We start from the raw sequence: 25,765 nt of genomic DNA on the forward strand, positions 1-25,765 counted from the left end.
ACTACTCACCGACCCCTTTCGAGCAGTTGCTCGCTACCGAACTTAGCTTGGGTGCCTGCCGTGCCGCTCCAGGCTCACCCGCGGCGCGGACGCTTCCCCGGAGATGTTGCGCAGCACGACGTCCGACAGCGTCGTCGTCGAGTCGATCACCTCGCACCCGGCCGTGGAGAACGTTGCTTCACGGTACACGCCGGGGTCCAGCAATGGGTTGGTCAGCGCTTGGGAGAAGGCGTCCACGGCCACCATTGCACTCATCAGCGGCGGCAGCGTGCTGCCGCGCCGGATGTCTTCGGCGAACAATCCGACGAACAGCTCGACACGGTCCATCCCGTCGGTGCCATCGGTGCCGTAGCACGCCGTCAACTGCTCGCGCATCCGCCGATCCGAGGTCAGATCGTCGATGGTTGTCAGCGCGGGGAAGCCACACAGTTCCCGGTAGGCGTTGTAGGGCTGCAGCCTGGTGTCGCGGCCGATCCTGATCGACTTCTCCTCGATGGCGAGCAGGCTCGGGTCGGTGTTGCCGAGGGCGATCGTGCTGCAGGGTTGCCGCGACGCCTCGTCGAACAGCGCGGACAGCCCGTGCTCGGTGACCGGGCGGGTGTCCCACCACATGTCGGCGAAGCGCCGCTGCTGCCCGCCGACGGTGACCTCGGTCGGCACGAGGGAGTGCCATCGATAGAGCAGATTGAACTCGACCGACATCCAGTTCTGCCGGTACCACCTCTCTTTCGCGCCGATCCCGGGCTTCACGAACAGCGGGAACTTGATCGGCGTGATGTGGTTGATGTAGTCCTCGATGACGATGTTCAGCAGCACCACGGTGAGCGTGTTGCGGGTGGTGTCGAACACCTGGTTGTCGGTCCAGTCCGGGTGTCGCTCGCTGATCAGGCCGGCGATGCGGTTGTGCTCGCGCAGGAACAGCGTGCTCATCATCACGAAGCCGTAGTGGATGTTGCCGCGGGGGATCCCGAGCGCGAAAAGCTTCGGCTTCAATTCATCCGGGACCCGGCCGCCACCTTCGGCTTTGACGTCTCGCCCCCGGAACTCGGTGTGCAGACCTTCGAATTCGGGCCTCACGGTGCCGTGGGGGTCGCACAGGTATGGCGGGAACTCCCTGCCGCGGATGTGTTGGCTCTTCAGCCGGCCGCCGGTGCCCTCGCGCAGCAGCCGGGTCACGTCGGACGTCTGGCCGTAGAGCTGGCTCAGGTCGATGTCGTGCGTGGAGGTGTTTCGCAAGTCGTCGCACGGGTCGGTGCGCAGGAATCCGTCGACGAACCATTGCGCGAAGATCGGGAAGAGCAGCGTCGACTTCGGCGACTCCGGGCACTGCGTGCCTGGACGGGCGAACAGCTGAGCCACCGTGGCCGGCGCGGGCAGGTCGGCCGGGCAGCTGGGCAGCGGCGGCAGATGACGCTGGCTGAATTCGCGGTCGTGCAGCGACTCCCAGGAAATCCACTCCTGCATGGTGCTCAACGCACCGGTTCGGGTGGGCATCGTGTAGATCAGCGAGTTGATGAGCCACCGGTTGACCAGCTCGGACACCCGCGGCCTCGCGCGCAGCGCGCGCCAGACCGGCGCGAAGTTCGTGGTGGCCAGGATCCGGACACCGTGCGAGACGCCGTTCTTACGCCAGAACCCCCTGGTCACGGACGTCAATATACGGCCCGACCGCGCGTGCGGGAGGTTCTCAGCCCATCATCGCCGCGATGGCCGACGCCAGTTCCGGACCCGACGAGCTGGACAGGTTCTGGTAGGTGCCGCCCGTCGTCGCAGAGACCGCCTCCCAGGTCGACCGGTCGGGGTCGTCGCCGAAATTGATCACGTTCACCGCGACGGGCGTGGCCTGATTGAACGCGCCGCTGATGTACTGCCGCAGCCCGTCGGCACCCAGCGACTGGTCGGTGTGCGGGCCGGCCGTGATCACGAGCACCGAATTCTTCTGCCCCTGGCGGTACTTCGCCGACGCATCGGTGTAGACCAGCCGCAGCGTGGTGAACGACACCGCACCGCCGTTCGACGGCGACTGCTCGTCGAGCGCGGCGGTCAACGCTGCCGAGCGGGACCGGCCGTCCACCTGGTCGGTCAGCGCACCCAGCGGCACTTCCGAGCGTCCGGACACCCCGTCGAACGTCCACAGCCCCACGCCGGAATCGGGGGGCAGGGCCTGCAGACGCGCCTTCAGCGCGTCCACGACATTGCTCAGCCGGGCCTTGCCGCCCTCGTCGGTGGGCATCGACTGGTCGAGCATCACCGTGACGGTCGGACTCTCGGCCGGGCTGGCCAGCGTGTCGGCGATGGTGGCGCGCAGCGCATTGTCGCCCAGGTCGACCGGCGTCCCGATCGGGACGAAGTCCACCACGTCACTGGCCGGTGGCTGCTGTCCGTCCACCCGGAACCCGGCCTTGGCGAACTCGGCGAGTTGATCGGGCTTGCGCATGAAGCGGGCGAACTCGCTGGCCGCCGATACCTGCTCCTGGGCCAGCCAGTCGCCGGAGAGCAACACGGTGGGGAAGTCGGCGACCGCGGTGGGCCCCGGCGGCAGCCAGGCCGCCAGCTTGGTCTTGGCGTCGGGTAGGCCGGCGGCCTTCTGGAACAGTCCCTGCTCGGTGGTCACCACGGCGTGCACCCGCGCGGTGGCCGCGTTGTCGGCGCCGACGAGCGCGTCGAGCGCTGTGCCGACGTTGGCGTCGTCGAGTTTGGGGGCCGCGGCCATCAGGGTGCTGACGGCGCCCAGCCCCGCGCTGGGCGGAGAGCCCGCGGGTGCCGATTCGGCGGCGATCGCCTCGGCGGCCAAATACGACGCGTCGCTGTCCTGGCCCAGGGGCAGGGCGAGCCGGAGTCCGCCCCAGCCCTGCAGCCCCAGCCCGTCCAGGCCGGCAGGATCGGTCTGCAGACGCGGCAGCGTGCCCCAGTTCTGGTCTTTGAGCGCGTCCACGAGTTGCGGCGAGGTGGCCAGCACGACCGGCGACGTGACGAGGGAGCGGCTGTCGCTGACGGTGCGCGGGCCGGTCTTGGCCTCCAACCGTGCTTCAGAGGCCGAGCTGGCGGGGATCCACAGGGCCGGGCGCTGCCCCAGGTCGCCTGGCCAGTCCCCGGACAGGCCGTTGAACACCTGGTCGGAGTCGCCGGCGGTGACGTTGACCTTCACGCATTTGTCGCCGACGGGCTCGGCGGTGTCGTTGTATCGCTGGGCAAGCGCGGTGACGGGCTCGGTGATCGCGGGATCGACGACGACCGCGACCGCGACCTCGCCCTCGACACAGCGGGCGGCCGCCGTGTCCGACCGGCTCGACAGTGCGTCGCCGAAGAAGCGCCACAGGATCACGGCGCCGACGATGACCACCACGCTGATCAGGGCGACGATGACGCCGACCGAGAGGCCGCGGCGACCCGGGGTGATGGCCCGGTGGCTACCGGTCCACTCACCGTTGTCCCAGCCGCCGCTGCGCTGTCCGTCGGGTCGCTGTCCGTCCGGCTGCGATGCCGCGTCGAAGCGTTCGGTCTGCGACTCGTCGGGCGCAGGTCCTCCGCGCCTGGTCGAATCGGAGTCGTCGGGATCGGGGAGGCTGTGACGTCCCATACCTGCCTTGTGGTTGACCTGGTCTGTCGCGGGAGATCAGTGCGCGCCGTCGGCGGCTTTGAACTCGCGCCGGCGGCGATGCAGGATCGGCTCGGTGTAGCCGTTGGGCTGCGCGCCGCCGTCGAGGATGAGTTCCTGGGCGGCCTGGAACGCGATGCTGCCCTCCGGGTCGGGTGCCATGGGCCGGAAGTCGGGGTCTTCGGCGTTCTGCTCGTCGACCACGGCTGCCATCCGGCGCAGGCTGGACTTGACGTCGTCGGCGGTGATCACGCCGTGTCGCAGCCAGTTCGCCAGCAGCTGGCTGGAGATGCGCAGCGTGGCCCGGTCCTCCATCAGCGCGACGTCGTGGATGTCGGGCACCTTGGAGCAGCCGACGCCCGCGTCGATCCAGCGCACCACGTAGCCGAGGATGGACTGACAGTTGTTGTCCACTTCCTCGCGGATCTCGTCGGACGCCCACGCCAGCTCCTTGGCCAGCGGCACCGTGAGCAGGTCGTCGATGCTGGAGCGGCGCGTGCCCTCCAGTTCTTTCTGCACCGCGAACACGTCGACGGCGTGGTAGTGCATCGCGTGCAGGGTCGCCGCGGTCGGCGACGGCACCCAGGCCGTGGTCGCGCCTGCCTTCGGCTGGCCGATCTTCTGCTCGACCATGTCGGCCATCAGATCGGTCATCGCCCACATGCCCTTGCCGATCTGCGCCCGACCGGAGAGCCCGGTCTCCAGCCCGATGTCGACGTTCTGGTTCTCGTAGGCCTGGATCCACGCGGTCGACTTCATCGCGCCCTTGCGGATCATCGGGCCCGCTTCCATCGACGTGTGGATCTCGTCGCCGGTGCGGTCCAGGAAGCCGGTGTTGATGAACACCACCCGGTCGGCGGCGGCCTTGATGCAGGCCTTGAGGTTCAGCGTGGTGCGCCGCTCCTCGTCCATGATGCCGACCTTGATGGTGTTCTGCGGCAGGCCGAGCACGTCCTCGACCCGGCTGAACAGCTCGCAGGTGAAGGCGACCTCGTCGGGTCCGTGCATCTTGGGTTTCACGATGTAGATCGAGCCGGTGCGGCTGTTGAGCAGCGGGCCGTTACCGTCGTCGTCGCGGAGGCCGTGGATCCCGATCAGGCTGGTGAACAGCGCATCCTGGATGCCCTCGGGCACCTCCGCGCCGTCGGCATCGGTGATCGCGTCATTGGTCATCAGGTGACCGACGTTGCGCACGAACAGCAGGCTGCGGCCGGGCAGCGAGATCTCTTCGCCGTCCGGCCCGGTGAAGGTGCGGTCCTCGTTGAGCACGCGGGTGAACGTCTTGCCGCCCTTGTTGACCTCTTCGGAGAGGTCACCGCGGTTGAGGCCGAGCCAGTTGCGGTAGCCCAGCACCTTGTCGTCGGCGTCGACGGCGGCCACCGAGTCCTCGAAGTCCATGATCGTGGTGATCGCCGACTCCAGCACGACGTCCTTGATGCCGGCCTTGTCGGTGGACCCGATGGGGGAGTCGGCGTCGATGAGGATCTCGATGTGCAGGCCGTTGTTCACCAGCAGCACCGCGGTGGGGGCATCGTGCTCGCCGAGGTAGCCGACGAACTGCGCGGGGTCCTCGAGGGCATCCTCGGCGTCGTCCAGCGTGACGGTGACGGCGCCGTCGGTGACGGCCAGTCCGGTGATGTCGGCCCAGGAGCCCTGCGCCAGCGGCGCAGCGCCGTCGAGGAACTTCCGTGCGTAGGCGATCACCTTGTCGCCGCGCACCTTGTTGTACGACGTGCCAGGCTCGGCCCCGTCCTCGCTGGAGATCACATCGGTGCCGTAGAGCGCGTCGTACAGCGAGCCCCACCGGGCATTGGCGGCGTTGAGCGCGAATCGCGCGTTCAGCACCGGCACCACCAGCTGCGGGCCGGCGGTGCTGGTGATCTCGTCGTCGACGCCTGCGGTGCGGATCGTGAAGTCGGCCGGCTCGGGCTCGAGGTAGCCGATGTCGGTGAGGAACTGCTTGTATTCCTCTGCTTCGAACCCGCCGATGATGCGGGCCCGGTGCCACCGGTCGATCTGGGCCTGCAGTTCGTCGCGGCGGGCGAGCAGTTCCTGGTTCTTGGGGGTGAGGTCGGCGACCACCTTGTCCACGCCGGACCAGAACGTGTCGGGATCGATACCGGTACCCGCGAGCGCCTCGTTGGTGATGAAGTCGTACAGCACCGGGGCAACGCGCAGGTTACCCACCGTCACGCGTTCGGTCATGATTCCTCCCTCGGCGGCATACGCACGCTGTGAGCGCCCGCTGCCTGTCGTGAAATCCGTCGATCCAGCTTACCCGCCGGTAATCGCCCGACCCGTCCCGGTGAGGGCGGCCGCTTCGGCAAGCGCGACGCAGGCCTCGATGAGCCGTGCCCGCAGCGGGGCGGCACGGAGGCTGATCGTCTCCTGCTCCGCGACGTATTGCGCTCGGCCCGCTGGTGTTTCGACCGTGATCGGCGCGAAGCCGAAGTCGCGCAGATCATACGGGCTGGCCCGCATGTCGAGCACCCGCGCATCGACGGCGAGAGCGAAACAATCCAGCAGCAGCGAGGATTCGATCAGAGGGCCCAACTTGGCCGCCCACTTGTAGAGGTCCATGCCGGCGTGCACGCAGCCCGGCTGTTCCTCCTCGATCTGCGTGGCGCGGGCCAGTGGACGGGCGTTGCGCGGCGCAGCCGCCGGGGTGAAGAAGCGGTAGGCGTCGAAATGGCTGCAGCGCAACGGCATCGACTCCACCACCGCATCCGTGCCTGCCGCCCCCAGGCGCAGCGGAACCGCGCCGTGGCGCACGTCGGGGGTTCGGTACACCATCGCCCACTCGTGCATGCCGAAACAGCCGAACCTCGGGGGCCTCGACGCCGTCGCAGTCAGCAGATCCGCGATGAACCTCACCGTGTCCGCTCGCGTCATCAGATGGTCGTGCCCGACGGCCACCCCGGCGCCGTCGCGCTGATAGCCGGCCCGGGTCAGGTAGGTCTCGGCGCCCGCTCCGGTCAGCACGACACCGTAGCCGGGATGCCACACGCGCAGATGCCGTGGCCGCAGCCGGTAGTAGGTGAACAGGAAGTCGAACACCGGATGGGGCACGCCGGTCTGCCGACGCTCGACGTGCGGGGCGAGCAGGGCGTCGGCGCGGTCGCGATGCGCGGCGGCAACATCGCGCCAGTCACCGTCCTGCCACATCGTCGGCGCTGCCATCGACATCACACCCGGTGGGTGCCGTCCCGGACCGTCCCGACCAGGTCCTCGACGAGATCCTCCAGAGCCACCATCGCGGTGATCGTGCCGTCGCCGGCGGTGACCAGCGCGAGGTGGCTGTTGGTGCGGCGCAGCCGGGTGAGCGCGTCGGGCAGCGGCATCGAGGCCGGTACCCGGGGCAGCGGTCGCACCATCGACGATTCCAGGACCACCGAATCGTCGTTCGGACCGTCGAGCAGCGGGAGCACGTCCTTGATGTGCAGGTAGCCGGCGTACGCGCCGGAGGGGTCGGCGACGGGGAAGCGCGAGTACCCGGTCTCCTTGAGTGCCTGTTCCAGCGCGCCGATCGTCGGCCCCGCCCCGGAGCGCGCGGCGGGAACCGCGCGGATCTGGTGCAGCGGCAGTGCGACGTCGTCGACGACCCGGTTCCGGATCTGCAGGGCACGGGTCAGCCGGGTGTGCTCCTCGGGGTCGAGCAGGCCCTCCGACAGTGATTCGGCGATCATCTCCGACAGCTCGACCGTCGACACCGTGACGTCGAGTTCGTCCTTGGGTTCGACGCCGAACGTCCGCAGGGTGGCGTTGGCGCACCAGTTGTAGAACGCGATGAACGGCCGCGCGGCGCGGATCCACACGAGGTAGATCGGGATCAGCAGCATCGCCGTGGACTCGGGGCCGGCGATCGCGATGTTCTTGGGCACCATCTCCCCGAGCAGCACGTGCAGCGTCACCACGATCGACAGCGCGACGAGGAACGAAACGGTGTGCAGCAGCGCGGTGGGGATACCCAACAGCTCGAACGGCTTCTCCAGCAGATGTGCCACGGCGGGTTCGGCGACGCGACCCAGCAGGATCGAACACACGGTGATGCCGAGCTGGGCGCCGGCGAGCATCAGCGACAGGTTCTCCCCGGCCCTGATCACGGTGACCGCACTGTTCTTGCCCTGCTCGGCGAGCGCCTCGAGCCGGTCGCGGCGCGCGGAGATCAGCGCGAACTCCGAGGCCACGAAGAAGGCGTTGGCGGCGAGCAGCACGAAGGTGAGCAGCACACCGAAGACGTCACCCATCGGATTCCTCGCCGCTCTCCGCCTCGTCGTCGGCACGGCCGAGCTTGGTCAGCTCCAGCTGGTCGATGCGTCGGCCGTCCATCTTCACGACGGTGGCCCGCCACCGGATCGGGTCGTCGATCGGCCCGTCGGGGTCGAACGCGATCAGTTCCACCGATTCCCCTTCGTCGGGGATGTGGCCGAGCTGTTCGAGGACCAGGCCGCCGATGGTTTCGTAATCGCCTTCGGGAGCCCGGAATTCGGTGTTCTCGGCGACCTCGTCGATGCGCAGCAACCCCGAGACCTGCCAGCCTTCGCCGGCGTGGACCACGTCGGGCGGCTCGTCGTCGTGCTCGTCGCGGACGTCGCCGACGATCTCCTCGATCAGATCTTCGACGGTCACCATGCCCGCGGTGCCGCCGTATTCGTCCACGACGAGGGCGGTGGCCAGTCCGTTGGCCCGGACCTCCGACATCACCGCATCACCGTCGAGGGTGGACGGCACCCGCGCGACCGACTGCACGATGTCCGACAGCTTCGTGGTCGACCGCTGGTCGCGCGGCACCGCGAACACCTGTTTGACGTGCACGACGCCGATGGTCTCGTCCAGGTCGCCGCGGATCACCGGGAACCGGGAGTGTCCGGTACGGACTGCGGCCTGGCTCAAGTCCACGACGGTGTCGTCGGCGTCGAGGGTGTCGATCTTCGACCGCGGTGTCATCAGTTCCTCGGCGGTGCGATCGCCGAACTGCAGGGACCGGTCGACCAGCACAGCGGTCACCGGATCGAGTGAGCCGCTTTCTGCGGATGTGCGCACCAGCGACACCAGCTCTTGTGGAGACCGCGCCGAGCGCAGTTCCTCGGCCGGCTCGATGCCCACCCTGCGCAGGATCCAGTTCGCGGTCCCGTTGGTCATCCGGATCAGCGGGGTGAACAGGAACGAGAACATCAGCTGGGGACCCGAGGCGAACCGGGCCGTCGGTGCGGGACGGGCGACGGCGAGGTTCTTGGGCACCAGCTCGCCGAACACCATGGACACCGACGTGGCGATCAGGATGGCCAGGATCAACGCCAGGGTGGTGGCGGCGCTCTTCGGCAGCGACAGCGCGGCAAGTCCGGGCTCGATGAGCCGGGCCACGACGGGTTCGGCGAGGAAGCCGGTGGCCAGGGTGGTGATCGAGATACCGACCTGCGCACCGGATAGCTGGGTCGACAGGGTGCGGTGGGCGCGCTGAACCATCTGGTCGCGACGGTTACCGGAGCGCGCGTTGGCCTCGACGGTGCTGCGCTCCAGTGCGGTCAGCGAGAATTCCGCCGCGACAAACACCGCGGTGCCCGCGGTGAGCACCACGATCGCCAGCAGGGAGAGCAGTGAGGTGGCGACGGTCATCGGCGGCCGCCTGGGGCGGCGGAACTCGGGGAGCCGGGCTCGTGGCCCGGCTGTCTAGGGGAAGGCTCGACGTCTGCCGGCTCCCGTTCGGGCCGCTCGGCGAGTATGGCCGGCTCGGATGGGCGTCCATCCAGTGCCTGCGGCACCTGATCCCTTTCGGCGCAGTGACGATGTGCTCGTCCATGCTAACCGACAGCTCATTGCCGCCGGCGCGCCCGCCGACCGGCACGGTCGGTCTGGTTAGGCTCGCCTTAGCAGGTGGTAGGTTCACAGCCAACGATCAGGAAAGGCGGACCCGCATGTCGCTCGCTCAGTCGGTCAGCAAGCCCTCCCGGTGGGTGGGTGCGATCGCCACCGTCGCCGCGCTGGTGTCGTTGACGGCCTGCGGGTCGTCGACCACCTCGTCCGACGACGCGGAGAAGGTGGTCGTCTACTCGGGCCGCAGCGAGGAATTGGTGGCGCCGCTGCTCGACCAGTTCACCGCCGACACCGGAATCGAGGTCGAGGCGCGCTACGCCGGGTCGGGCGAGATGGCTGCGCAGCTGATCACCGAGGGTGACAAGTCCCCGGCCGACGTGTTCCTCTCGCAGGACGCCGGCGCGCTGGGCGCGGTGTCGAAGGCCGGGCTGTTGGCCCCCGTCGACGCCGCGACGCTCGAGGCGGTCCCCGCGCAGTACGCCGCCGCCGACGGCACCTGGGTCGGCGTGTCGGGTCGCGCGCGGGTCGTGGTGTTCAATCCGACGCTGGTGCCCACGCCGCCCGACACCATCGACGGACTGCTCGCTCCGGAATGGAAGGGCAAGATCGGGTTCGCGCCGAGCAATGCGTCCTGGCAGGCGTTCGTGACCGGGCTCCGGGTGGTGCGCGGCGAGGAGGGCGCCGAGCAGTGGCTGCGCGCGTTCAAGGCCCAGGATCCCAAGCCGTACGAGAACAACGTCGCCGTGCGCGACGCGGTGGACGCCGGCCAGGTGCCCCTCGGCCTGGTCAATCACTACTACCTCTACGAGCTCATCGACGCCAAGGGCGCCGATGCGGTGACGGCGCAGAACAAGTTCATGGCCGCCGGCGACCCCGGCGGGCTGGTCAACGTGGCGGGCGTCGGGATACTGAAGGCCGCCCCGAATCCGCAAGGGGCGCAACGGTTTGCGTCGTACCTGGTCGGCGAGTCGGCGCAGAAGTACTTCGCCCAGGAGACCGAGGAGTATCCGCTGGCCGCCGGGGTGGCACCGTCGGCGCAGATGCCGCCGCTGAGCCAGCTGCAGCCGCCCGCGGTCGACCTGTCGCAGCTCGATGACATCGAGACCACGCAGGAGCTGCTGGTCAAGACCGGCCTGCTCACCAATTGACGGCTGGCTCGGTCCGGGCGGCCCGACCGCCGGCGCTGCTGCTTGCCGCGGCCGCTCTGGTGGCCGCGGCGACGCTGATCCCGCTGGTGTATCTGGGGGATCGCGCGCTGTCGCGGGGCTGGGCAGCGGTCGTGGACGAGGTCGTGCAGCCGCGCACGGCCGCACTGATCGGCCGGTCCGTGCTCCTGGTGGGCACGGTGACCGCGGCCTGCGTCCTGCTGGGCGTGACCCTGGCGGTCCTGCTCACCCGCACCGATCTGGCGGGCCGGCGGATCTGGAGTGTCGCGCTGACGCTGCCGCTGGCGATGCCGAGTTATCTGCTGGCCTACCTGTGGGTGTCGGCGGTGCCGTCGATCGCCGGGTTCTGGGGTGCGGTGCTGGTCCTGACCTTGGTGAGTTACCCCCTGGTGCTGCTGACGACGACGGCAGCGCTGGCCCGGGTCGATCCGGCGCAGGAGGAGGTGGCGCGGTCGCTGGGCCGGGGAGGCTGGGCGGTGCTGTTCGGCGTGACGCTGCGCCAGGCGCGGGCATCGATCGCCGCGGGTGCGCTGCTGGTGGCGCTGTACGTGCTCAGCGACTTCGGCGCGGTGGCCGCGATGCGCTACGAGGCCTTCACCTGGGTGATCTACGGCGCCTACCGCTCGGGGTTCAATCCGGCGCGCGCGGCGGTGTTGTCGCTGGTACTGCTGGTGTTCGCGGTGGCACTGGTGGTCGCCGAGCATGCAGTCCGGGGACGCGCAGCGGCGTCGCGCATCGGCTCGGGTGCCCCGCGGCCCGCGCCGGTCAGCCGGCTCGGCGGGTGGCAGGGCCCGGCGCTCGTCGTGCCGGTCGCGGTGCTGGCCGCTGCGGTCGCTGTGCCCGGCGCGGAACTCGCGGACTGGCTGATGACCGCCGGAACCCGCTGGGACGGCGGGCTGTGGAGCGCCGCGCTGGGGGCCACGCTGTGGCTGTCGGCGGCCGCCGCGGTGGTGTCGACGCTCGCGGCGTTGCCGCTCGGGGTGCTTGCCGCGCGGCATCGCGATCGCGCCACCCGGGCGTTGGAGGGGGCGAGCTATGTCGCGCACGGCCTGCCGGCGATCGTGATCGCGATCTCGATGGTGTCGCTCGGGGTGCTGCTGCTGCGCCCCATCTACCAGCGCGAACCGCTGTTGATCCTGGCGTACGCGGTGTTGTTCGTGCCCCTGGCCGTCGGTTCGGTGCGCGCGGCGGTCGAATCGTCGCCGATCCGTCTGGAGGAGGTGGCGCGGTCGCTGGGCCGCCCCCCGGTGCGCGCGTTCACCGCGGTGACGGCGCGGGTGGCGCTGCCCGGCATCGCGGCGGGCGCGGCGATGGTTCTCTTGACGTGCATGAAGGAATTGCCGGTGACGCTGCTGCTGCATCCGACCGGAACGGACACGCTGGCGACGCGGTTGTGGGGTTACAGCTCGGTCAGCGACTATGCCGCCGCCGCGCCGTACGCCGCCGCCCTGCTGGCCTTCGCCGCGGTGCCGACCGCGCTGCTGGGCGCGTGGAGCGTGCGCGGTGACTGATGGGGTGGCCGCGCACGGCATCGAGAAGTCGTTCGGCTCGCGGCGCGTGCTCGCCGGAGCCGATCTGGTGGTTCCCGAGGGCACCATGACCGCGGTGCTCGGGCCGTCGGGGTGCGGGAAGACGACACTGCTGCGCATCATCGCCGGGTTCACCGATCCCGATGCCGGCACGGTCCGCATCGCGGGTCAGCTGGTGGCCGGTGGGCCGTCACCGGTGCCGGTGCATCGCCGCCGCGTCGGGCTGATGCCGCAGGAGGGTGCGCTGTTCCCGCACCTCAGTGTCGGCGGCAACGTCGCGTTCGGAATGCCGCGCGGTGAGCGCGTCGAGCACTGGCTCGACGTCGTCGGACTCGAGGGGCTCGCCGATGCCCGGCCGCACGAGATTTCCGGCGGGCAGCAGCAGCGGGTGGCGCTGGCCCGCGCGCTGGCGGCCCGGCCGCGGGTGCTGCTGCTCGACGAGCCGTTCGCGGCGCTGGACACCGGGCTGCGCACCCGGGTGCGCGAAGACATCGCGACGATCCTGCGGGACACCGCGACGACGTCGATCCTGGTCACCCACGACCAGACCGAGGCTCTGTCCCTGGCGGATTCGGTCGCCCTGCTGATCGACGGGTCGGTGGCCCAGCACGGCAGCCCGGCCGAGCTGTACCAGCGTCCGGCCACGCTGGCGGCCGCCCGGTTCGTCGGCGCGACGATCGAGGTGGCCGGCACCGCGGACGCGGGGGTGGTGCGCACAGCTCTGGGTCCGCTGCCCGCGTCGCTGCCGGTTGCCGACGGCCCGGCGGTGGTGGTGCTCAGGCCGCACCAGCTACGTCTGCGCCCTGCGGGGGTGCCGGCGCAGGTGACGGCGTGCCGCTTCTACGGCCCGGACACCGCCGTCGACCTCGTGCTCGCCGACGGCACCGCGGTGCGGATGCGCACGCCGGGTCAGGTGGATGTCACGCCCGGCGACAGCGTCACGATCGAGGTCGACGGGCCGGTACTGGCCTACCCGTCACCATCCGGTCGGCAGGGGGTGGCCCTCGGCGAAGCCGGCGGCTGACTGCACCCCGAGCACCACCTTCTCGTGCAGCTCGGGCAGCGTGCGCGCCCCGACGTAGGTGCAGGTGCTGCGCACGCCGGAGGTGATGTGGTCGAGCAGGTCCTCCACGCCGCCGCGAGCCGGATCGAGGTTCATCCGCGAGGTGGAGATGCCCTCCTCGAACAGACCCTTGCGTGCCCGGTCGAAGGCGCTGTCGGCGGCGGTGCGGGCGGCGACGGCACGCTTGGAGGCCATGCCGTAGCTCTCCTTGTACGGCCTGTCGTCGCGGTCGTGGAGCAGATCGCCGGGGGATTCGTAGGTGCCGGCGAACCAGGAGCCGATCATCACGTTCGAGGCGCCCGCGGCCAGCGCCAGCGCGACGTCGCGGGGATGGCGCACGCCACCGTCGGCCCACACGTGACCGCCGAGTTCCTTTGCCGCAGCGGCACATTCGACGACAGCGGAGAACTGCGGGCGACCGACGCCGGTCATCATCCGGGTGGTGCACATCGCGCCGGGGCCGACGCCGACCTTGACGATCGAGGCGCCCGCGGCGATCAGGTCGCGGGTGCCGTCGGCGGAGACGACGTTGCCGGCCACCAGCGGCAGTCCGAGGTCGAGCGCCGCGACGGCGGCGATCGCGTCGAGCATCTTGGCCTGGTGGCCGTGGGCGGTGTCGATCACCAGCAGGTCGGCGCCTGCGTCGGCCAGTCCGCGCGCCTTGGCCGCGACGTCGCCGTTGATGCCGACGGCGGCAGCGATGCGCAGCCGGCCCTGGGCGTCGAGGGCGGGGGCGTAGATCCCGGCGCGGACGGCGCCGGTGCGGGTGAGCACGCCGGCCAAGGCGCCGTCGCCGTCGGTGAGCACCGCGACGTCGGCGCCTTTGGTCGGTGCGTGGTCGAGCAGGTCGAACACCTTGCGGGGGTCGGTGCCCACCGGCGCGGTGACGAAGTCGGACAGTGCGACGTCGCGGACCCGGGTGAACCGGTCGACGCCGCTGCAGGCGGTCTCGGTGACCAGGCCGACCGGGCGGCCGTCGGCGACGACGACCGCGGCACCGTGCGCCCGCTTGTTGATCAGCGCGCACGCGTCGGAGACCGAGTCGTCGGGGGAGAGGATCACGGGGGTGTCCACGACGGTGTCGCGGCTCTTGACGAAGTCGACGGTGTGTTCCACGGCCGAGAGCGGCAGGTCCTGGGGAAGCACGACGATGCCGCCGCGGCGGGCGACGGTCTCGGCCATCCGGCGGCCGGCCACGGCGGTCATGTTGGCCACGACGACCGGGATCGTCGTACCCGAGCCGTCGACGGTGGACAGGTCGACGTCGAAGCGGGAGGCGACCTGTGTGCGACCCGGAACGATGAACACGTCGTTGTAGGTCAGGTCGTACGGCGGTCGGTGGCCCTCGAGGAACTTCACGCCCGCGAGTCTAGTGGGGTCACCTCACCCGGCGAGCAGACGCGAACTCGAGCTGTCGGGGCCCGAAACACTCGAGTTCGCGTCTGCTCGCGGGAAGAAATCAGGCCTCGATCTGGCTGCGGTCCCCGCTCCACAGGGTGTGGAAGCGCTTGTCGCGGTCCTCGTCGATGCGGCCGTAGGTGTGCGCACCGAAGAAATCGCGCAGCCCCTGGGTCAGGGCCGCGGGCAGCCGCTCGGTGCGCAGGGCGTCGTAGTAGGACAGCGCCGAGGCGAATCCCGGAATCGGGATGCCCAGCTCGGTGGCCTTCACCACGACGCGGCGCCAGCTGTCGATGCCGGACTCGATGGCGTCGCGGAAGTACGGCGCGGCGATCAGCGTCGCCAGCTCCGGATCCTCGTCGAAGGCCTCGGTGATCCGGTTGAGGAACTTGGCCCGGATGATGCAGCCGCCGCGCCAGATCCTGGCCATGTCGCCGGGCTTGATGTTCCAGTCGTACTCAGCGCTGCCGGCCTGGATCTGGTTGAAGCCCTGGGCGTAGGCGATGATCTTCGACGCGTACAGGGCCTTGCTGACGTCGTCGACGAACTGCGCTGCGTCAGAGGGCTTGTCGCCCAATTCCCCGGACGCCAGGCCGGTGGTCGCCTCGCGTTGGGCGACCGATCCGGACAGGGCGCGCGCGAACACGGCCTCGGCGATGCCGGTGACGGGCACACCCAGGTCGAGGGCCGATTTCACCGTCCACCGCCCGGTGCCCTTCTGCTCGGCCTCGTCGAGGATGACGTCGACCAGCGGCTTGCCGGTCTTCTCGTCGGTCTGGCGCAGCACCGTCGCGGTGATCTCGATCAGGAAGCTGTCCAGGTCGCCGTTGTTCCACTCGGCGAACACGTCGGCGATCTCGGGTGCGGACATCCCCAGGCCGTCACGCAGCAGCTGATAGGCCTCGCCGATGAGCTGCATGTCGGAGTACTCGATGCCGTTGTGCACCATCTTGACGAAGTGGCCTGCGCCGTCGGGGCCGATGTGGGTGCAGCACGGCACACCGTCGACGTGGGCGGAGATCTCCTCGAGCAGCGGGCCCAGGCTCTTGTAGGACTCCGCGGGCCCGCCCGGCATGATCGACGGCCCGTTGAGCGCGCCCTCCTCGCCGCCGCTGATGCCGGCACCGACGAAGTGCAGCCCACGCTCGCGGATCGCCTTCTCCCGACGGATGGTGTCGGTGTAGAGCGCATTGCCGCCGTCGATGATGATGTCGCCTTCCTCCATGGCGTCGGCGAGCTCGTTGATGACGGCGTCGGTGGGATCACCGGCCTTGACCATGATGATCACGCGCCGCGGCTTCTCCAGCGCATCGAGGAACTCCTCGATGGTCTCGCTGCGCACGAACGTCCCCTCGGAGCCGTGCTCGGCGAGCAATGCGTCGGTCTTGGCGGTCGTGCGGTTGTGCAGCGCCACGGTGTAGCCGTGATGGGCGAAATTGCGCGCCAGATTGGACCCCATCACCGCGAGGCCCGTCACTCCGATCTGCGCGGTACCGGTCGTCGAGTTGGCGGAGTCGGTCATGCAGGGCGCCTTTCGTTGTGCGGTTGTTTGAGGTCAGGCAAGCATCAAGCGGTGAACAGCCGGTGCAGCTCGGTGAGCCACGGCACGGCCAGCGCGATCGTCGGGACGACGAGCACGGCAGCGGCACCGACGTAGGCGGCCGCGGCGAGAGCGCGGCTGTTCGGCGCCCCGCCGAGGCGACGTACCCGGACCACCGTCGTCGGCCCGCCGGCGGCGAGCGCCCCGCGCGGGGTGCGTCCGGCAGCGCAGGCGACCAGCGCCCGCGCGAGCGGTGTGGGTCCGGTGTGGCGCACCGCGGCGTCGTCGGCGAGCGCCTCGATGAGCAGCCGCACAGCGTTGAGGGCGTGGCCGCTGCGCACGACGCGCGGGAACGCTGCGTGCACCGCGGTGAACATCTCGAGCACGAGATCGTGGCGCGCCCGCAGGTGTGCTCGTTCGTGCGAGAGGATGGCCGAGATCTCGTTGTCCGACAGCGTGTTCAGCGCACCCTCGCTGACCACGACGCGGCTGCGCACACCGGGCAGGCAGTAGGCCAGCGGTTGGGCGACGTCGAGGATGCGGACGCCGTGTGCGGCCATCGGCCGGGTGGGATGGGCGCCGACGAGGTCGACGATCATCCGGTGGTGGGCGCGCCGGCGCCGCGTGGCGATCGCCACCTGGAGGACGGATGCGATCAGCCGCGCCCCGACGATCAGCGTGAGCGCGAAGACCACGATGTAGGCGATCCACAGCGGCCAGCCGAGATCGTCGAGCGCGGTCACGATCGTCGCCGTGGGCCGACCGTCCGGACCGGGCTCGAAAAGCCTGCTCGCGATGGCGATCCCGGCGGAGAAGAACGACAGCACCGCGGCCATCGCGATGGACTGCCACAGCACGATCGCCGCCCTGGGGGCACGCAACGGCCATGATGCGCGGGCCAGCAATGCAGGCACCGGCCCCGACAGCATCAGGGCGACGATGGTGAAGGCCAGCGCGGACACGCTGTCAGTGTCTCTCAGCTGATGCCGTGATCGCCACTGGGTGTGTCGTAGCGGTGTTTTTCTTCGAGTTCGGCCAGGGCCCGACGCAGTGCCGCGGCTTCGTCGGCGCCGACGCGTTCGACGAAATGGACCAGTGCCGCTTCCCGGCTGCCGGAGTCGGCGGCCTGGTCGAGGGCGTCGACCATCAGGCCTGCGACCAGCTCGTCGCGCCCGTGGGTGGGGGCGTAGCGGTGGGCGCGGTCGTCGCGATGCTGGACGACGAGGTTCTTCTTGGCCAGCCGTTGCAGCACGGTCATGATCGTTGTGTACGCGAGGTCGCGTTCGGCCGACAGTGTCTCGTGGACCTGCCGCACCGTCTGCGGCTCACCGGCGGACCACAGGTGGTCCATCACGGAGCGCTCGAGCTCTCCGAGCCGTGTCAACTTGGGCATGGTCCTCTCTCCTACCGGCGGTTGTTGCGAGCCTACTACGGGATTACTACCGCGCGTCGTATCAGTTGCGGCAACCCTGTCCAGGCCAACACTGCGACGGCGAGCACCGGTTCCGGGCGGCGTGGTGAGTCCGATCACAGTGGCGACCTCCTGCGGAGTGGATGCTGCTCGTGGTTATAGTAAGGCTAACCTAACTCACTGGAGGTGGCCGTGCCGGTTCTCGTCGACGATCCGCTGATCGCGAGCATGACGATCAGGACTCCGATGCCGATCCACGCATCGAGCAGCCGGCTGCGAGCGCTCGATCCGGACTGCCCCCGGGTGCACGGCGTCGCCGTGATGGGCGACCTGTCGCGGCGCCGGTGGTGGCCGCTGACCGAGCTCATGACGACCGATCGGCTGTCGCGGATGTTCGCGGCCGGACTGGCCGAGATCGGCAACCCGGCCACGGTCACCCAGCAACTGGCGGCGACGTTCGCCCACGTCGTCGTCGGTCGCGTGATCCCCCTGCTGGTCCTGGAAGGGCGCGCCTGGGACACCGGGCCGGAGAATCTGTGGGTCCACGTGGACTCCGAGGGGGCGATCGATTGGGTGGGTGTGGTCGATCCGACGCTGCGGGCCCTACCCGACGATCCGGCCTTCGCCGGAGGCCCCGACGATCCGGCCTTCGCCGGAACACCCGACGATCCGGCCTTGGCCGGACGGCACACCCGCCGCCGCGAGGGCATCCTCGCGCTGCCCAGCGAGGCGGCGTTGACGACCTGGGTCGCGCACCGCAGCCATCGCGCGCTGGGGCCGCTGTTCACCCGGCTCAGCGCAGAAGGGGACGAGGCGACCCCGGTATCGGCGATGTGGCACGCCGTGGGCGCCGCGGCAGTCAGCGCCGCAACGCAGATCCCGTTGCTGGCGGGCAGTAGTGAGGCCGTGAGCATGCGCCGCACCCAGGCCGTGCTCGACGCATTGGTGAGCTTCGGCCTGCCGGTCCGGGGCGGCCATCGACCGACCGCGACGAAGCTCTTGCTTAATTAGGGCAGCCTTGCCTATATTGATCTGGTACCACCCGGACCGCGCCGGAGTCCTGAGGGCTGCAGAGACCCCCGGTCCGACCACAGAACGGGCCCCACGCCGCATGGCGTGGGGCCCGTTCGCTCGGCCCGTCTACTCGGGCCCATTCTTCGGGGCGCCACCGACGGCGTGTAGACACGATCCGTGACTGATCTTCCCGAAGGACTCGGTGACGGCTTCGACTCGGTGCTCGGCCTGCGCTACGAGGAGATGTCTGTGGACGGGGGCCGCGCGACCCTCGAGATCACCGACAAGCTCCTTCAGCCCTGGGGCATCGTGCACGGCGGCGTCTATTGCGCGGTGATCGAGAGCATGGCCAGCGTCTCCGGCCACGTCTGGCTGACCGAGAACGGCGGCGGCCACGTCGTGGGCGTCAACAACAACACCGACTTCCTGCGCGCCATCCGGTCGGGCACCGTGACGGCCACGTCGACGCCCATCCACCGGGGCCGACGCCAGCAGCTGTGGCTGGTCACGATCACCGAGGGCGCCGAGCCGTCGGGCCGTCTGGTCGCCCGCGGCCAGGTGCGGCTGCAGAACATGGCCGCCGAATGACCCGGGCGTAGCCCGCCGAACGTGTGCGCTGCTGAGCGCCGCTGCTCGTGGCAGGATCGCCCACTATGCGCCTGACACCGCATGAGCAGGAGCGGTTGCTCATCTCCTATGCCGCCGACCTCGCCCGCCGCCGCCAGGCGCGCGGGCTGCGGCTGAACCATCCCGAGGCCGTCGCGGTGATCACCGACCACATCCTCGAAGGTGCTCGCGACGGACGCACCGTTGCCGAGCTGATGGTCAGCGGCCGCGCTGTGCTCGGCCGCGACGAGGTGATGGACGGGATCCCCGAGATGCTGCACGACGTCCAGGTCGAGGCGACGTTCCCCGACGGCACCAAGCTCGTCACCGTCCACGATCCGATCGCATGATTCCCGGCGAGATCGTCTTCGACGACGGCGACATCGAGCTCAACGTCGGTGCCGAGCGCCTCGAGCTCGACATCGTCAACACCGGCGACCGGCCGGTGCAGGTCGGGAGCCACGTGCATGTGCCACAGGCGAATTCGGCGCTCGACTTCGACCGCGCCGCCGCACACGGCTACCGGTTCGACATTCCCGCGGGCACCGCGATCCGGTTCGAGCCCGGCATCGCGCAGCGCGTGAGTCTGGTGCCGCTGCGCGGTAGTCGTGAGGTGCACGGCCTGAGCCTGGATCCCCCGGGCAGATTGGATACGAACGCATGACGGCGTTGTCCCGCGCGCGCTACGCCGCGCTCTACGGTCCGACGACAGGTGATCGCATCCGGTTGGCCGACACCGATCTGTTCGTCGAGATCACCGAGGATCGCAGCAGCGGACCGGGCCTGGCCGGTGACGAAGCGGTCTTCGGCGGCGGCAAGGTGCTGCGTGAGTCGATGGGGCAGTCACGTGCCACCCGTGCCGACGGCGCTCCCGACACCGTCATCACCGGCGCGGTGATCCTCGACTACTGGGGAATCATCAAGGCCGACATCGGCATTCGCGACGGTCGTATCGTCGCGATCGGCAAGGCCGGCAACCCCGACATCATGTCGGGAGTGCACCCCGATCTCGTGGTCGGGCCGTCGACCGAGATCATCTCGGGCAATGGCCGCATCGTCACCGCCGGTGCCATCGACTGTCACGTCCACCTGATCTGCCCGCAGATCATGGAGGAGGCACTCGGCGGCGGCATCACCACGATCGTCGCGGGCGGCACCGGCCCCGCGGAGGGCAGCAAGGCCACCACCGTCACACCCGGGTCCTGGCACCTGGCCCGCATGCTCGAAGCGCTCGACACGTGGCCGCTCAACGTCGCGCTGCTGGGCAAGGGCAACACCGTCAGCGCCGAGGCGATGTGGGAGCAATTGCGGGGCGGGGCAGCAGGATTCAAGCTGCACGAGGACTGGGGGACCACTCCGGCGGCCATCGATGCCTGCCTGACGGTGTCCGAGGCCGCCGGCGTGCAGGCCAACATCCACACCGACACCCTCAACGAGGCCGGCTTCGTCGAGGACACTCTCGCCGCGATCAAGGGCCGGTCGATCCACGCCTACCACACCGAAGGCGCGGGCGGCGGCCACGCACCCGACATCATCACGGTGGCGGGTAAGCCGAATGTGCTTCCCAGTTCCACGAATCCGACGCGCCCCCACACCGTCAACACCCTCGACGAGCATCTCGACATGCTCATGGTGTGCCATCACCTCAACCCGAGCGTGCCCGAGGATCTGGCGTTCGCGGAGAGCCGCATCCGCCCGTCGACGATCGCGGCCGAGGACCTGCTGCACGACATCGGCGCGATCTCGATGATCGGCAGCGACGCCCAGGCCATGGGCCGCATCGGGGAGGTGGTGCTGCGGACCTGGCAGACCGCGCACGTGATGAAGCGCCGCCGCGGCTTCCTGCCCGGTGACACGAAGGCCGACAACAACCGGGCCCAGCGCTATGTCGCCAAATACACGATCTGCCCGGCGATCGCCCACGGCATGGATCGCGAGATCGGCTCGGTCGAGGTGGGCAAGCTCGCCGATCTGGTGCTGTGGGAGCCCGCGTTCTTCGGCGTGCGTCCGCACGCTGTGCTCAAGGGCGGCATGATCGCGTGGGCGGCCATGGGTGATGCCAACGCCTCGATACCCACGCCGCAGCCGGTGCTGCCACGGCCCATGTTCGGTGCGGCGCCTGCGGCCGCGGCCGCGACGTCGGTGCATTTCGTGGCACCGCAGGCGATCGAGGACGGCCTGGCCGAGCGCCTCTCGGTGGCGCGCCGGCTCGTCGCCGTCGAGAACGTGCGCGCAGTCGGCAAGGCGCAGATGCCGCTCAACGATGCACTGCCCGACATCCAGGTGGATCCCGACACGTTCACCGTCCGCATCGACGGCGACGTGTGGCAGGAGCAACCCGCCGTGGAACTGCCCATGGCGCAACGCTTCTTCTTGTTCTGATGATCACCACGCTTCTCGCACTGGCGGATTCGCGGCTGCCCACCGGTGGGCACGTCCACTCTGGCGGTGTCGAAGAGGCGGTTACCAGCGGGCTGGTCGTCGACCTCCCCACGCTGCAGGCGTACCTGCACCGCCGCATCCGCACCACCGGCCTGGTCACCGCGTCGCTGGCCGCCGCCGTGCACGTCGGCGCGCTCTCGCCGGCGGCCGGTGGATCCGGGGAGGCCGAAACCGACGCCCGCACACCGGCTCCCGCGGCGCGCGCGGCGTCGCGGGCGCAGGGTAGGGGACTGGTCCGGCTGGCACGGCGCGTCTGGCCGGACACCGACTGGGCCGCCCTGGGACCCACCCCGCATCTGGCGGTCACGGCCGGCGTCGTCGGGCAGGCCAGCGGGATCGCCGCGGCGCACACCGCACTGTCGATCGTCTACACCACGATGACGGGGTCGGCCACCGCCGCCCAGCGCTTGTTGGCGTTGGACCCGGGCGACGTCGCCGCAGTGACGTTCGCGTTGGCCCCCGTGTGTGAGGACACTGCGGCCGAGGCCATGCTCGGGCCGGCCGACCTGTCCGACCCGCTGCTCGACGTGCTCGCGCAGCGCCACCTCGACCGTGACCGACCCCTGTTCGCGTCCTGACCGGAAAGAGCTTGTATGCCACCCCATCTCATCGACGGTGTCGGACACTCCCACGACCGCCCCGACCGACCCCGCCGGGTGCGGCGGCCGGGCGAGCCGCTGCGCATCGGCATCGGCGGGCCGGTCGGCTCGGGCAAGACCGCGTTGGTCGCCGCGCTGTGCCGTCAGTTGCGCGACGAGCTGTCGCTGGCGGTCCTGACCAACGACATCTACACCACCGAGGACGCGGATTTCCTGCGCCGCAACGCGGTACTGCCGGACGACCGCATCGCGGCGGTGCAGACCGGCGGCTGCCCGCACACCGCGATCCGGGATGACATCACCGCCAACCTCGACGCCATCGACGATCTGATCGCCGCGCACGACGATCTCGATCTCATCCTGGTCGAGTCCGGCGGGGACAACCTGACCGCCACGTTCTCCTCGGGCCTGATCGACGTCCAGATCTTCGTCATCGACGTGGCGGGCGGAGACAAGGTGCCGCGCAAGGGGGGTCCGGGTGTGACGTTCTCGGACCTGTTGGTGATCAACAAGACCGATCTCGCCCCGATGGTGGGTGCGGATCTCGACGTGATGCGCCGCGACGCGGCTGCGGTGCGCTCGGATCGCCCGTTCGCGCTGATCTCCCTGACCGCCGACCCCGCGGCGACGCCGGTGCTGGACTGGGTTCGGGAGCAGCTGCGGGTCACGCAGGAGGTCTAGGTGCGCTCCGATGTGCTGATCGTGGCGCGCCCGGGACGCTCCCCGCACACGGAGAGCACCGGCGCGATCGCGGTGCGCCGGACCGGACCGGAGACCGTGCACCTGGTGTCGGCCGCGGCCACCCCGCTGGGCGGTGATGCTCTGCGGCTGCGCGTGGTGGTCGAAGACGGTGCGCGATTACAGGTCCGCACCGTCGCGGCGACCGTCGTGCTGCCCGGTGCGGCCACCACCGAGTCGCACGCGTGCTGGACGGTCGAGGTGGCCGGGAGCCTGGACCTGGATCCGGAGCCGACGATCGTGGCCGGGCCTGCGCGCCACACGGTGCACACGGCGCTGTCTTTGACCGCCGACGCATCGGTGCGGGTGCGGGAGCGCGTCCAGATCGGCAGATCCGGTGAGCGGGCGGGGTATTGGTCGGGAGCGCTGCGGGCCGACGTGGATGGCGCAGCGCTGCTGCGCCACCGGATCGAGGTGGGCGCCGGCTCGGTCGCCGACGACGCGATCGCCGCCCCGCGCGCCTACGAGGCCGAATTGCATTACCCGGCAAGCGATGTCGACTCCGCCGGGGTCACGCTCGCGCTGGCGGGCGGCGGCTGCCTGACCACGTGGCAGGGGGATCGGCTGTGACGGACCGCCGCGGCGTGGTGTGGCGCCCGGATGCGGATCCGCGGACACTCGCGCCGTTCTGCGAACGTGCGGAGAGCGCCGGAGTCGACGAGGTGTGGCTCTGGGAGGACTGCTTCCTGCACGGCGGGATCGCGCAGACCGCGGTCGCCCTGATGGCCACCCGGTCGCTGGTGGTGGGGATCGGCGTGTTGCCCGCACCGCTGCGCGGCGTGGTGGCGACGGCCCTGGAGGTCGCGACGCTGGCCACGCTGTTCCCCGGGCGTGTCCGGGTCGGCATCGGGCACGGCGTGCAGGACTGGATGCGCCAATCCGGGGTCGCGGTGGCCTCTCCGCTGACGTTGTTGCGCGAGTACGTCACGGCGTTGCGCGCCCTGCTGGCGGGGCAGACGCTGAGCGTGGCCGGCGACTACGTCCGCTTGGACGGGGTGCGGCTCGACCGGGTTCCCGACGTGGCGGTGCCCGTGCTCATCGGCGGCACGGGGCCGAAGACGCTCGCGCTGGCCGGGGCGATCGCCGACGGGGTGTTGCTCGACTGCCAGCACACTGCGGCCAGCGTGCGGGCGGCACTTGAACACGTTGCGCGCGGCGGCGCAGACCGCGACCTCGACGCGTTCCGCCGCATCATGTATCTCGCCTGCGCGCCGTCATCGTCCGATGTGCGGAGCAGGCTGGTCGAAGAGGCGCAGCGGTGGCATGTCACGCCAGAGACGGACTTCGGCGTCGGCGGTTCAGCAGAGGCGATCCGCGACGGCGCCGCGGCCTACCGTGCCGCCGGCATCGACACCGTGGTGTTCCAGCCGATCGGCACGGACCCGGACCCGTTGGAGTTCATCGAGTCCCTGCAGCGTCGCTAACTCGCCGCCTTCTGGTCCACGGCGGCCGCGATCTCCTCGAGTTCCTCGATGCGCGTTCGTGCATACGCCTGTTGCTCGGTGATCGTGAGCTGGCCGCGGTTGCGGCCGAGGAACGTGACCGTCCACGACAGCAGCGTCGCGATCTTGGTCCGGAACCCGACGAGGTAGACCAGGTGCAGCACCAGCCACGACAGCCAGGCGATGAATCCGCTGAATTCGATCGGCCCGACCTTGGCGACCGCGCTGTACTTCGACACCGTGGCCATCGAACCCTTGTCGAAGTAGCTGAACGGTTCCCGCTCGGACGGGTCGGCGCCCTTCAGTCCGGCGAGGATGGCCTTGGCGGCGTACTTGGCGCCCTGGATGGCGCCCTGCGCCATGCCGGGCACGCCGTCGACCGCGGCCATGTCGCCGACGACGAAGACGTTGGGGTGGCCGGGAATCGACAGGTCCGGCAGGACCTTGACGCGGCCCGCGCGGTCGAGTTCGACGCCCGACTGCTCGGCCAGGTCCCGGCCCAGCGGGCTGGCCGACACACCGGCCGACCACACCTTGCAGGCCGCCTCGATGCGGCGGATCTTGCCATCGGGATCCTTGACCGTGATGCCGTTGCGGTCGACGTCGGTGACCATCGCGTTGAGCTGGATCTCCACGCCCATCTTCTCGAGCCGGGCCTGGGCCTTCTTGCCCAGCTTCTCGCCCATCGGCGGCAGCACTGCCGGCGCCGCGTCAAGAAGGATCACCCGTGCCTTCGTCGAATCGATGTGGCGGAACGCGCCTTTGAGCGTCTGGTCGGCCAATTCGGCGATCTGCCCGGCCATTTCGACGCCCGTCGGGCCTGCGCCGACGACGACGAACGTCAGCAGCTTCTCCCGGCGGGCCGGGTCACTGGACCGCTCGGCCTGCTCGAAGGCACCGAGGATACGGCCCCGCAGTTCGAGGGCATCGTCGATGGTCTTCATGCCCGGCGCCCACTCGGCGAAATGGTCGTTGCCGAAGTACGACTGTCCGGCTCCGGCAGCGACGATCAGGCTGTCGAACGGGGTGACGTAGGTGTGGCCGAGCAGTTCCGAACGCACCGTCTTCGTCTTCAGGTCGATGCCCGTGACATCGCCGAGGAGGACCTGGGTGTTCTTCTGCTTGCGCAGGATCACCCGGGTTGCGGGTGCGATCTCACCTTCGGAGATGATGCCCGTCGCCACCTGGTACAGCAGCGGCTGGAACAGGTGATGGGTGGTGCGGGCGATCAGCTTGATGTCGACGTCGGCCTTCTTGAGCGTCTTGGCCGCGGTCAACCCTCCGAATCCCGATCCGATGATCACCACTTTGTGGCGGTCGGATGCGGTGGCTCCGGGATGGTTCATGGCTTCTCCTCAGCGCGGTGCTCTTCAGACGTCTGACATGAGTGCCGACGGTGCCGGCC

The 25,765-nt window shown here is 69.8% G+C and carries 23 protein-coding genes; 12 read left to right on the forward strand and 11 right to left on the reverse strand.

The window, feature by feature from the left end; genetic code table 11:
• Positions 1-42: 42 nt before the first annotated feature.
• From ACZ50N_RS13315 to ACZ50N_RS13340, 6 genes are all read right to left on the reverse strand, one after another.
• Positions 43-1,647: a peroxidase family protein gene (locus tag ACZ50N_RS13315; protein ID WP_464475577.1), complete on the reverse strand. Its 1,605-nt coding sequence runs from the start codon at positions 1,645-1,647 to the stop codon at positions 43-45.
• A gap of 40 nt (positions 1,648-1,687) precedes the next feature.
• On the reverse strand, positions 1,688-3,580 hold the full coding sequence (locus ACZ50N_RS13320; protein WP_464475578.1) for a substrate-binding domain-containing protein: 1,893 nt from the start codon (positions 3,578-3,580) through the stop codon (positions 1,688-1,690).
• A 36-nt stretch (positions 3,581-3,616) separates the two neighbouring features.
• Positions 3,617-5,803, reverse strand: coding sequence for a malate synthase G (locus ACZ50N_RS13325; RefSeq protein WP_464473031.1), 2,187 nt, complete (start codon positions 5,801-5,803; stop codon positions 3,617-3,619).
• 69 nt (positions 5,804-5,872) lie between these two features.
• A complete protein-coding gene (locus ACZ50N_RS13330; protein ID WP_110797960.1) occupies positions 5,873-6,784 on the reverse strand; it encodes a 3-methyladenine DNA glycosylase in 912 nt (303 codons plus the stop codon).
• Positions 6,784-7,845 carry a hemolysin family protein gene (locus ACZ50N_RS13335; RefSeq protein WP_046362923.1) on the reverse strand — a complete coding sequence of 354 codons (1,062 nt, stop codon included), beginning with the start codon at positions 7,843-7,845 and terminating at the stop codon, positions 6,784-6,786. The genes ACZ50N_RS13330 and ACZ50N_RS13335 overlap by 1 nt, the downstream gene beginning before the upstream one ends.
• Positions 7,838-9,214: a hemolysin family protein gene (locus ACZ50N_RS13340; RefSeq protein WP_464468036.1), complete on the reverse strand. Its 1,377-nt coding sequence runs from the start codon at positions 9,212-9,214 to the stop codon at positions 7,838-7,840. The genes ACZ50N_RS13335 and ACZ50N_RS13340 overlap by 8 nt, the downstream gene beginning before the upstream one ends.
• Before the next feature lie 299 nt (positions 9,215-9,513).
• On the opposite strand from ACZ50N_RS13340, the gene ACZ50N_RS13345 reads away from it, so the two are divergent.
• From ACZ50N_RS13345 to ACZ50N_RS13355, 3 genes are read left to right on the forward strand one after another with little or no spacing between them, the layout of a single operon-like run.
• A complete protein-coding gene (locus ACZ50N_RS13345) occupies positions 9,514-10,560 on the forward strand; it encodes an iron ABC transporter substrate-binding protein (protein ID WP_464473032.1) in 1,047 nt (348 codons plus the stop codon).
• Positions 10,557-12,089 (forward strand): ABC transporter permease, encoded by a 1,533-nt coding sequence (locus tag ACZ50N_RS13350; protein WP_166429209.1) that lies wholly within the window; start codon positions 10,557-10,559, stop codon positions 12,087-12,089. Before ACZ50N_RS13345 ends, ACZ50N_RS13350 begins: the two co-directional genes overlap by 4 nt.
• Complete coding sequence (locus tag ACZ50N_RS13355) at positions 12,082-13,131, forward strand: ABC transporter ATP-binding protein (RefSeq protein ID WP_464473033.1); 1,050 nt, start codon at positions 12,082-12,084, stop codon at positions 13,129-13,131. Before ACZ50N_RS13350 ends, ACZ50N_RS13355 begins: the two co-directional genes overlap by 8 nt.
• Here ACZ50N_RS13355 and ACZ50N_RS13360 read toward each other — a convergent pair.
• The 4 genes from ACZ50N_RS13360 to ACZ50N_RS13375 all read right to left on the reverse strand — a co-directional run bounded on the left by ACZ50N_RS13360 (position 13,084) and on the right by ACZ50N_RS13375 (position 17,501).
• Positions 13,084-14,529 (reverse strand): GuaB1 family IMP dehydrogenase-related protein, encoded by a 1,446-nt coding sequence (locus tag ACZ50N_RS13360; protein ID WP_464468033.1) that lies wholly within the window; start codon positions 14,527-14,529, stop codon positions 13,084-13,086. The genes ACZ50N_RS13355 and ACZ50N_RS13360 overlap by 48 nt on opposite strands.
• A 100-nt stretch (positions 14,530-14,629) precedes the next feature.
• On the reverse strand, positions 14,630-16,090 hold the full coding sequence (gndA, locus tag ACZ50N_RS13365; RefSeq protein ID WP_046366838.1) for an NADP-dependent phosphogluconate dehydrogenase: 1,461 nt from the start codon (positions 16,088-16,090) through the stop codon (positions 14,630-14,632).
• Positions 16,091-16,134: 44 nt separating this feature from the next.
• On the reverse strand, positions 16,135-17,070 hold the full coding sequence (locus tag ACZ50N_RS13370; RefSeq protein ID WP_464473034.1) for a M56 family metallopeptidase: 936 nt from the start codon (positions 17,068-17,070) through the stop codon (positions 16,135-16,137).
• Between the two features lie 14 nt (positions 17,071-17,084).
• Positions 17,085-17,501 carry a BlaI/MecI/CopY family transcriptional regulator gene (locus ACZ50N_RS13375; RefSeq protein WP_046366696.1) on the reverse strand — a complete coding sequence of 139 codons (417 nt, stop codon included), beginning with the start codon at positions 17,499-17,501 and terminating at the stop codon, positions 17,085-17,087.
• Positions 17,502-17,711: 210 nt separating this feature from the next.
• Between ACZ50N_RS13375 and ACZ50N_RS13380 the strand changes: the two genes are divergently transcribed.
• The 9 genes from ACZ50N_RS13380 to ACZ50N_RS13420 all read left to right on the forward strand — a co-directional run bounded on the left by ACZ50N_RS13380 (position 17,712) and on the right by ACZ50N_RS13420 (position 24,342).
• Positions 17,712-18,530 carry a hypothetical protein gene (locus ACZ50N_RS13380; RefSeq protein ID WP_048424219.1) on the forward strand — a complete coding sequence of 273 codons (819 nt, stop codon included), beginning with the start codon at positions 17,712-17,714 and terminating at the stop codon, positions 18,528-18,530.
• A gap of 180 nt (positions 18,531-18,710) precedes the next feature.
• Positions 18,711-19,121: a PaaI family thioesterase gene (locus ACZ50N_RS13385; RefSeq protein ID WP_046366697.1), complete on the forward strand. Its 411-nt coding sequence runs from the start codon at positions 18,711-18,713 to the stop codon at positions 19,119-19,121.
• 65 nt (positions 19,122-19,186) lie between these two features.
• Entirely contained in the window at positions 19,187-19,489 is a 303-nt protein-coding gene (locus ACZ50N_RS13390; RefSeq protein WP_046366698.1) for an urease subunit gamma, read from the forward strand.
• A complete protein-coding gene (locus ACZ50N_RS13395) occupies positions 19,486-19,803 on the forward strand; it encodes an urease subunit beta (protein WP_046366699.1) in 318 nt (105 codons plus the stop codon). The genes ACZ50N_RS13390 and ACZ50N_RS13395 overlap by 4 nt, the downstream gene beginning before the upstream one ends.
• On the forward strand, positions 19,800-21,521 hold the full coding sequence (locus ACZ50N_RS13400) for an urease subunit alpha (protein WP_464473035.1): 1,722 nt from the start codon (positions 19,800-19,802) through the stop codon (positions 21,519-21,521). The genes ACZ50N_RS13395 and ACZ50N_RS13400 overlap by 4 nt, the downstream gene beginning before the upstream one ends.
• Positions 21,521-22,159, forward strand: a complete 639-nt coding sequence (locus ACZ50N_RS13405; protein ID WP_464473036.1) for an urease accessory protein UreF — start codon at positions 21,521-21,523, stop codon at positions 22,157-22,159. The genes ACZ50N_RS13400 and ACZ50N_RS13405 overlap by 1 nt, the downstream gene beginning before the upstream one ends.
• 15 nt (positions 22,160-22,174) lie before the next feature.
• Positions 22,175-22,861 carry an urease accessory protein UreG gene (gene ureG / locus ACZ50N_RS13410; RefSeq protein ID WP_464468028.1) on the forward strand — a complete coding sequence of 229 codons (687 nt, stop codon included), beginning with the start codon at positions 22,175-22,177 and terminating at the stop codon, positions 22,859-22,861.
• On the forward strand, positions 22,862-23,488 hold the full coding sequence (locus ACZ50N_RS13415) for an urease accessory protein UreD (protein WP_464473037.1): 627 nt from the start codon (positions 22,862-22,864) through the stop codon (positions 23,486-23,488).
• Positions 23,485-24,342, forward strand: coding sequence for an LLM class flavin-dependent oxidoreductase (locus ACZ50N_RS13420; RefSeq protein ID WP_464473038.1), 858 nt, complete (start codon positions 23,485-23,487; stop codon positions 24,340-24,342). Before ACZ50N_RS13415 ends, ACZ50N_RS13420 begins: the two co-directional genes overlap by 4 nt.
• Here the strand turns inward: ACZ50N_RS13420 and ACZ50N_RS13425 are convergent.
• On the reverse strand, positions 24,339-25,706 hold the full coding sequence (locus tag ACZ50N_RS13425) for a type II NADH:quinone oxidoreductase Ndh (RefSeq protein ID WP_046366622.1): 1,368 nt from the start codon (positions 25,704-25,706) through the stop codon (positions 24,339-24,341). The genes ACZ50N_RS13420 and ACZ50N_RS13425 overlap by 4 nt on opposite strands.
• Between the last annotated feature and the right edge of the window lie 59 nt (positions 25,707-25,765).

The sequence above is a fragment of the Mycolicibacterium obuense genome, assembly GCF_055397605.1.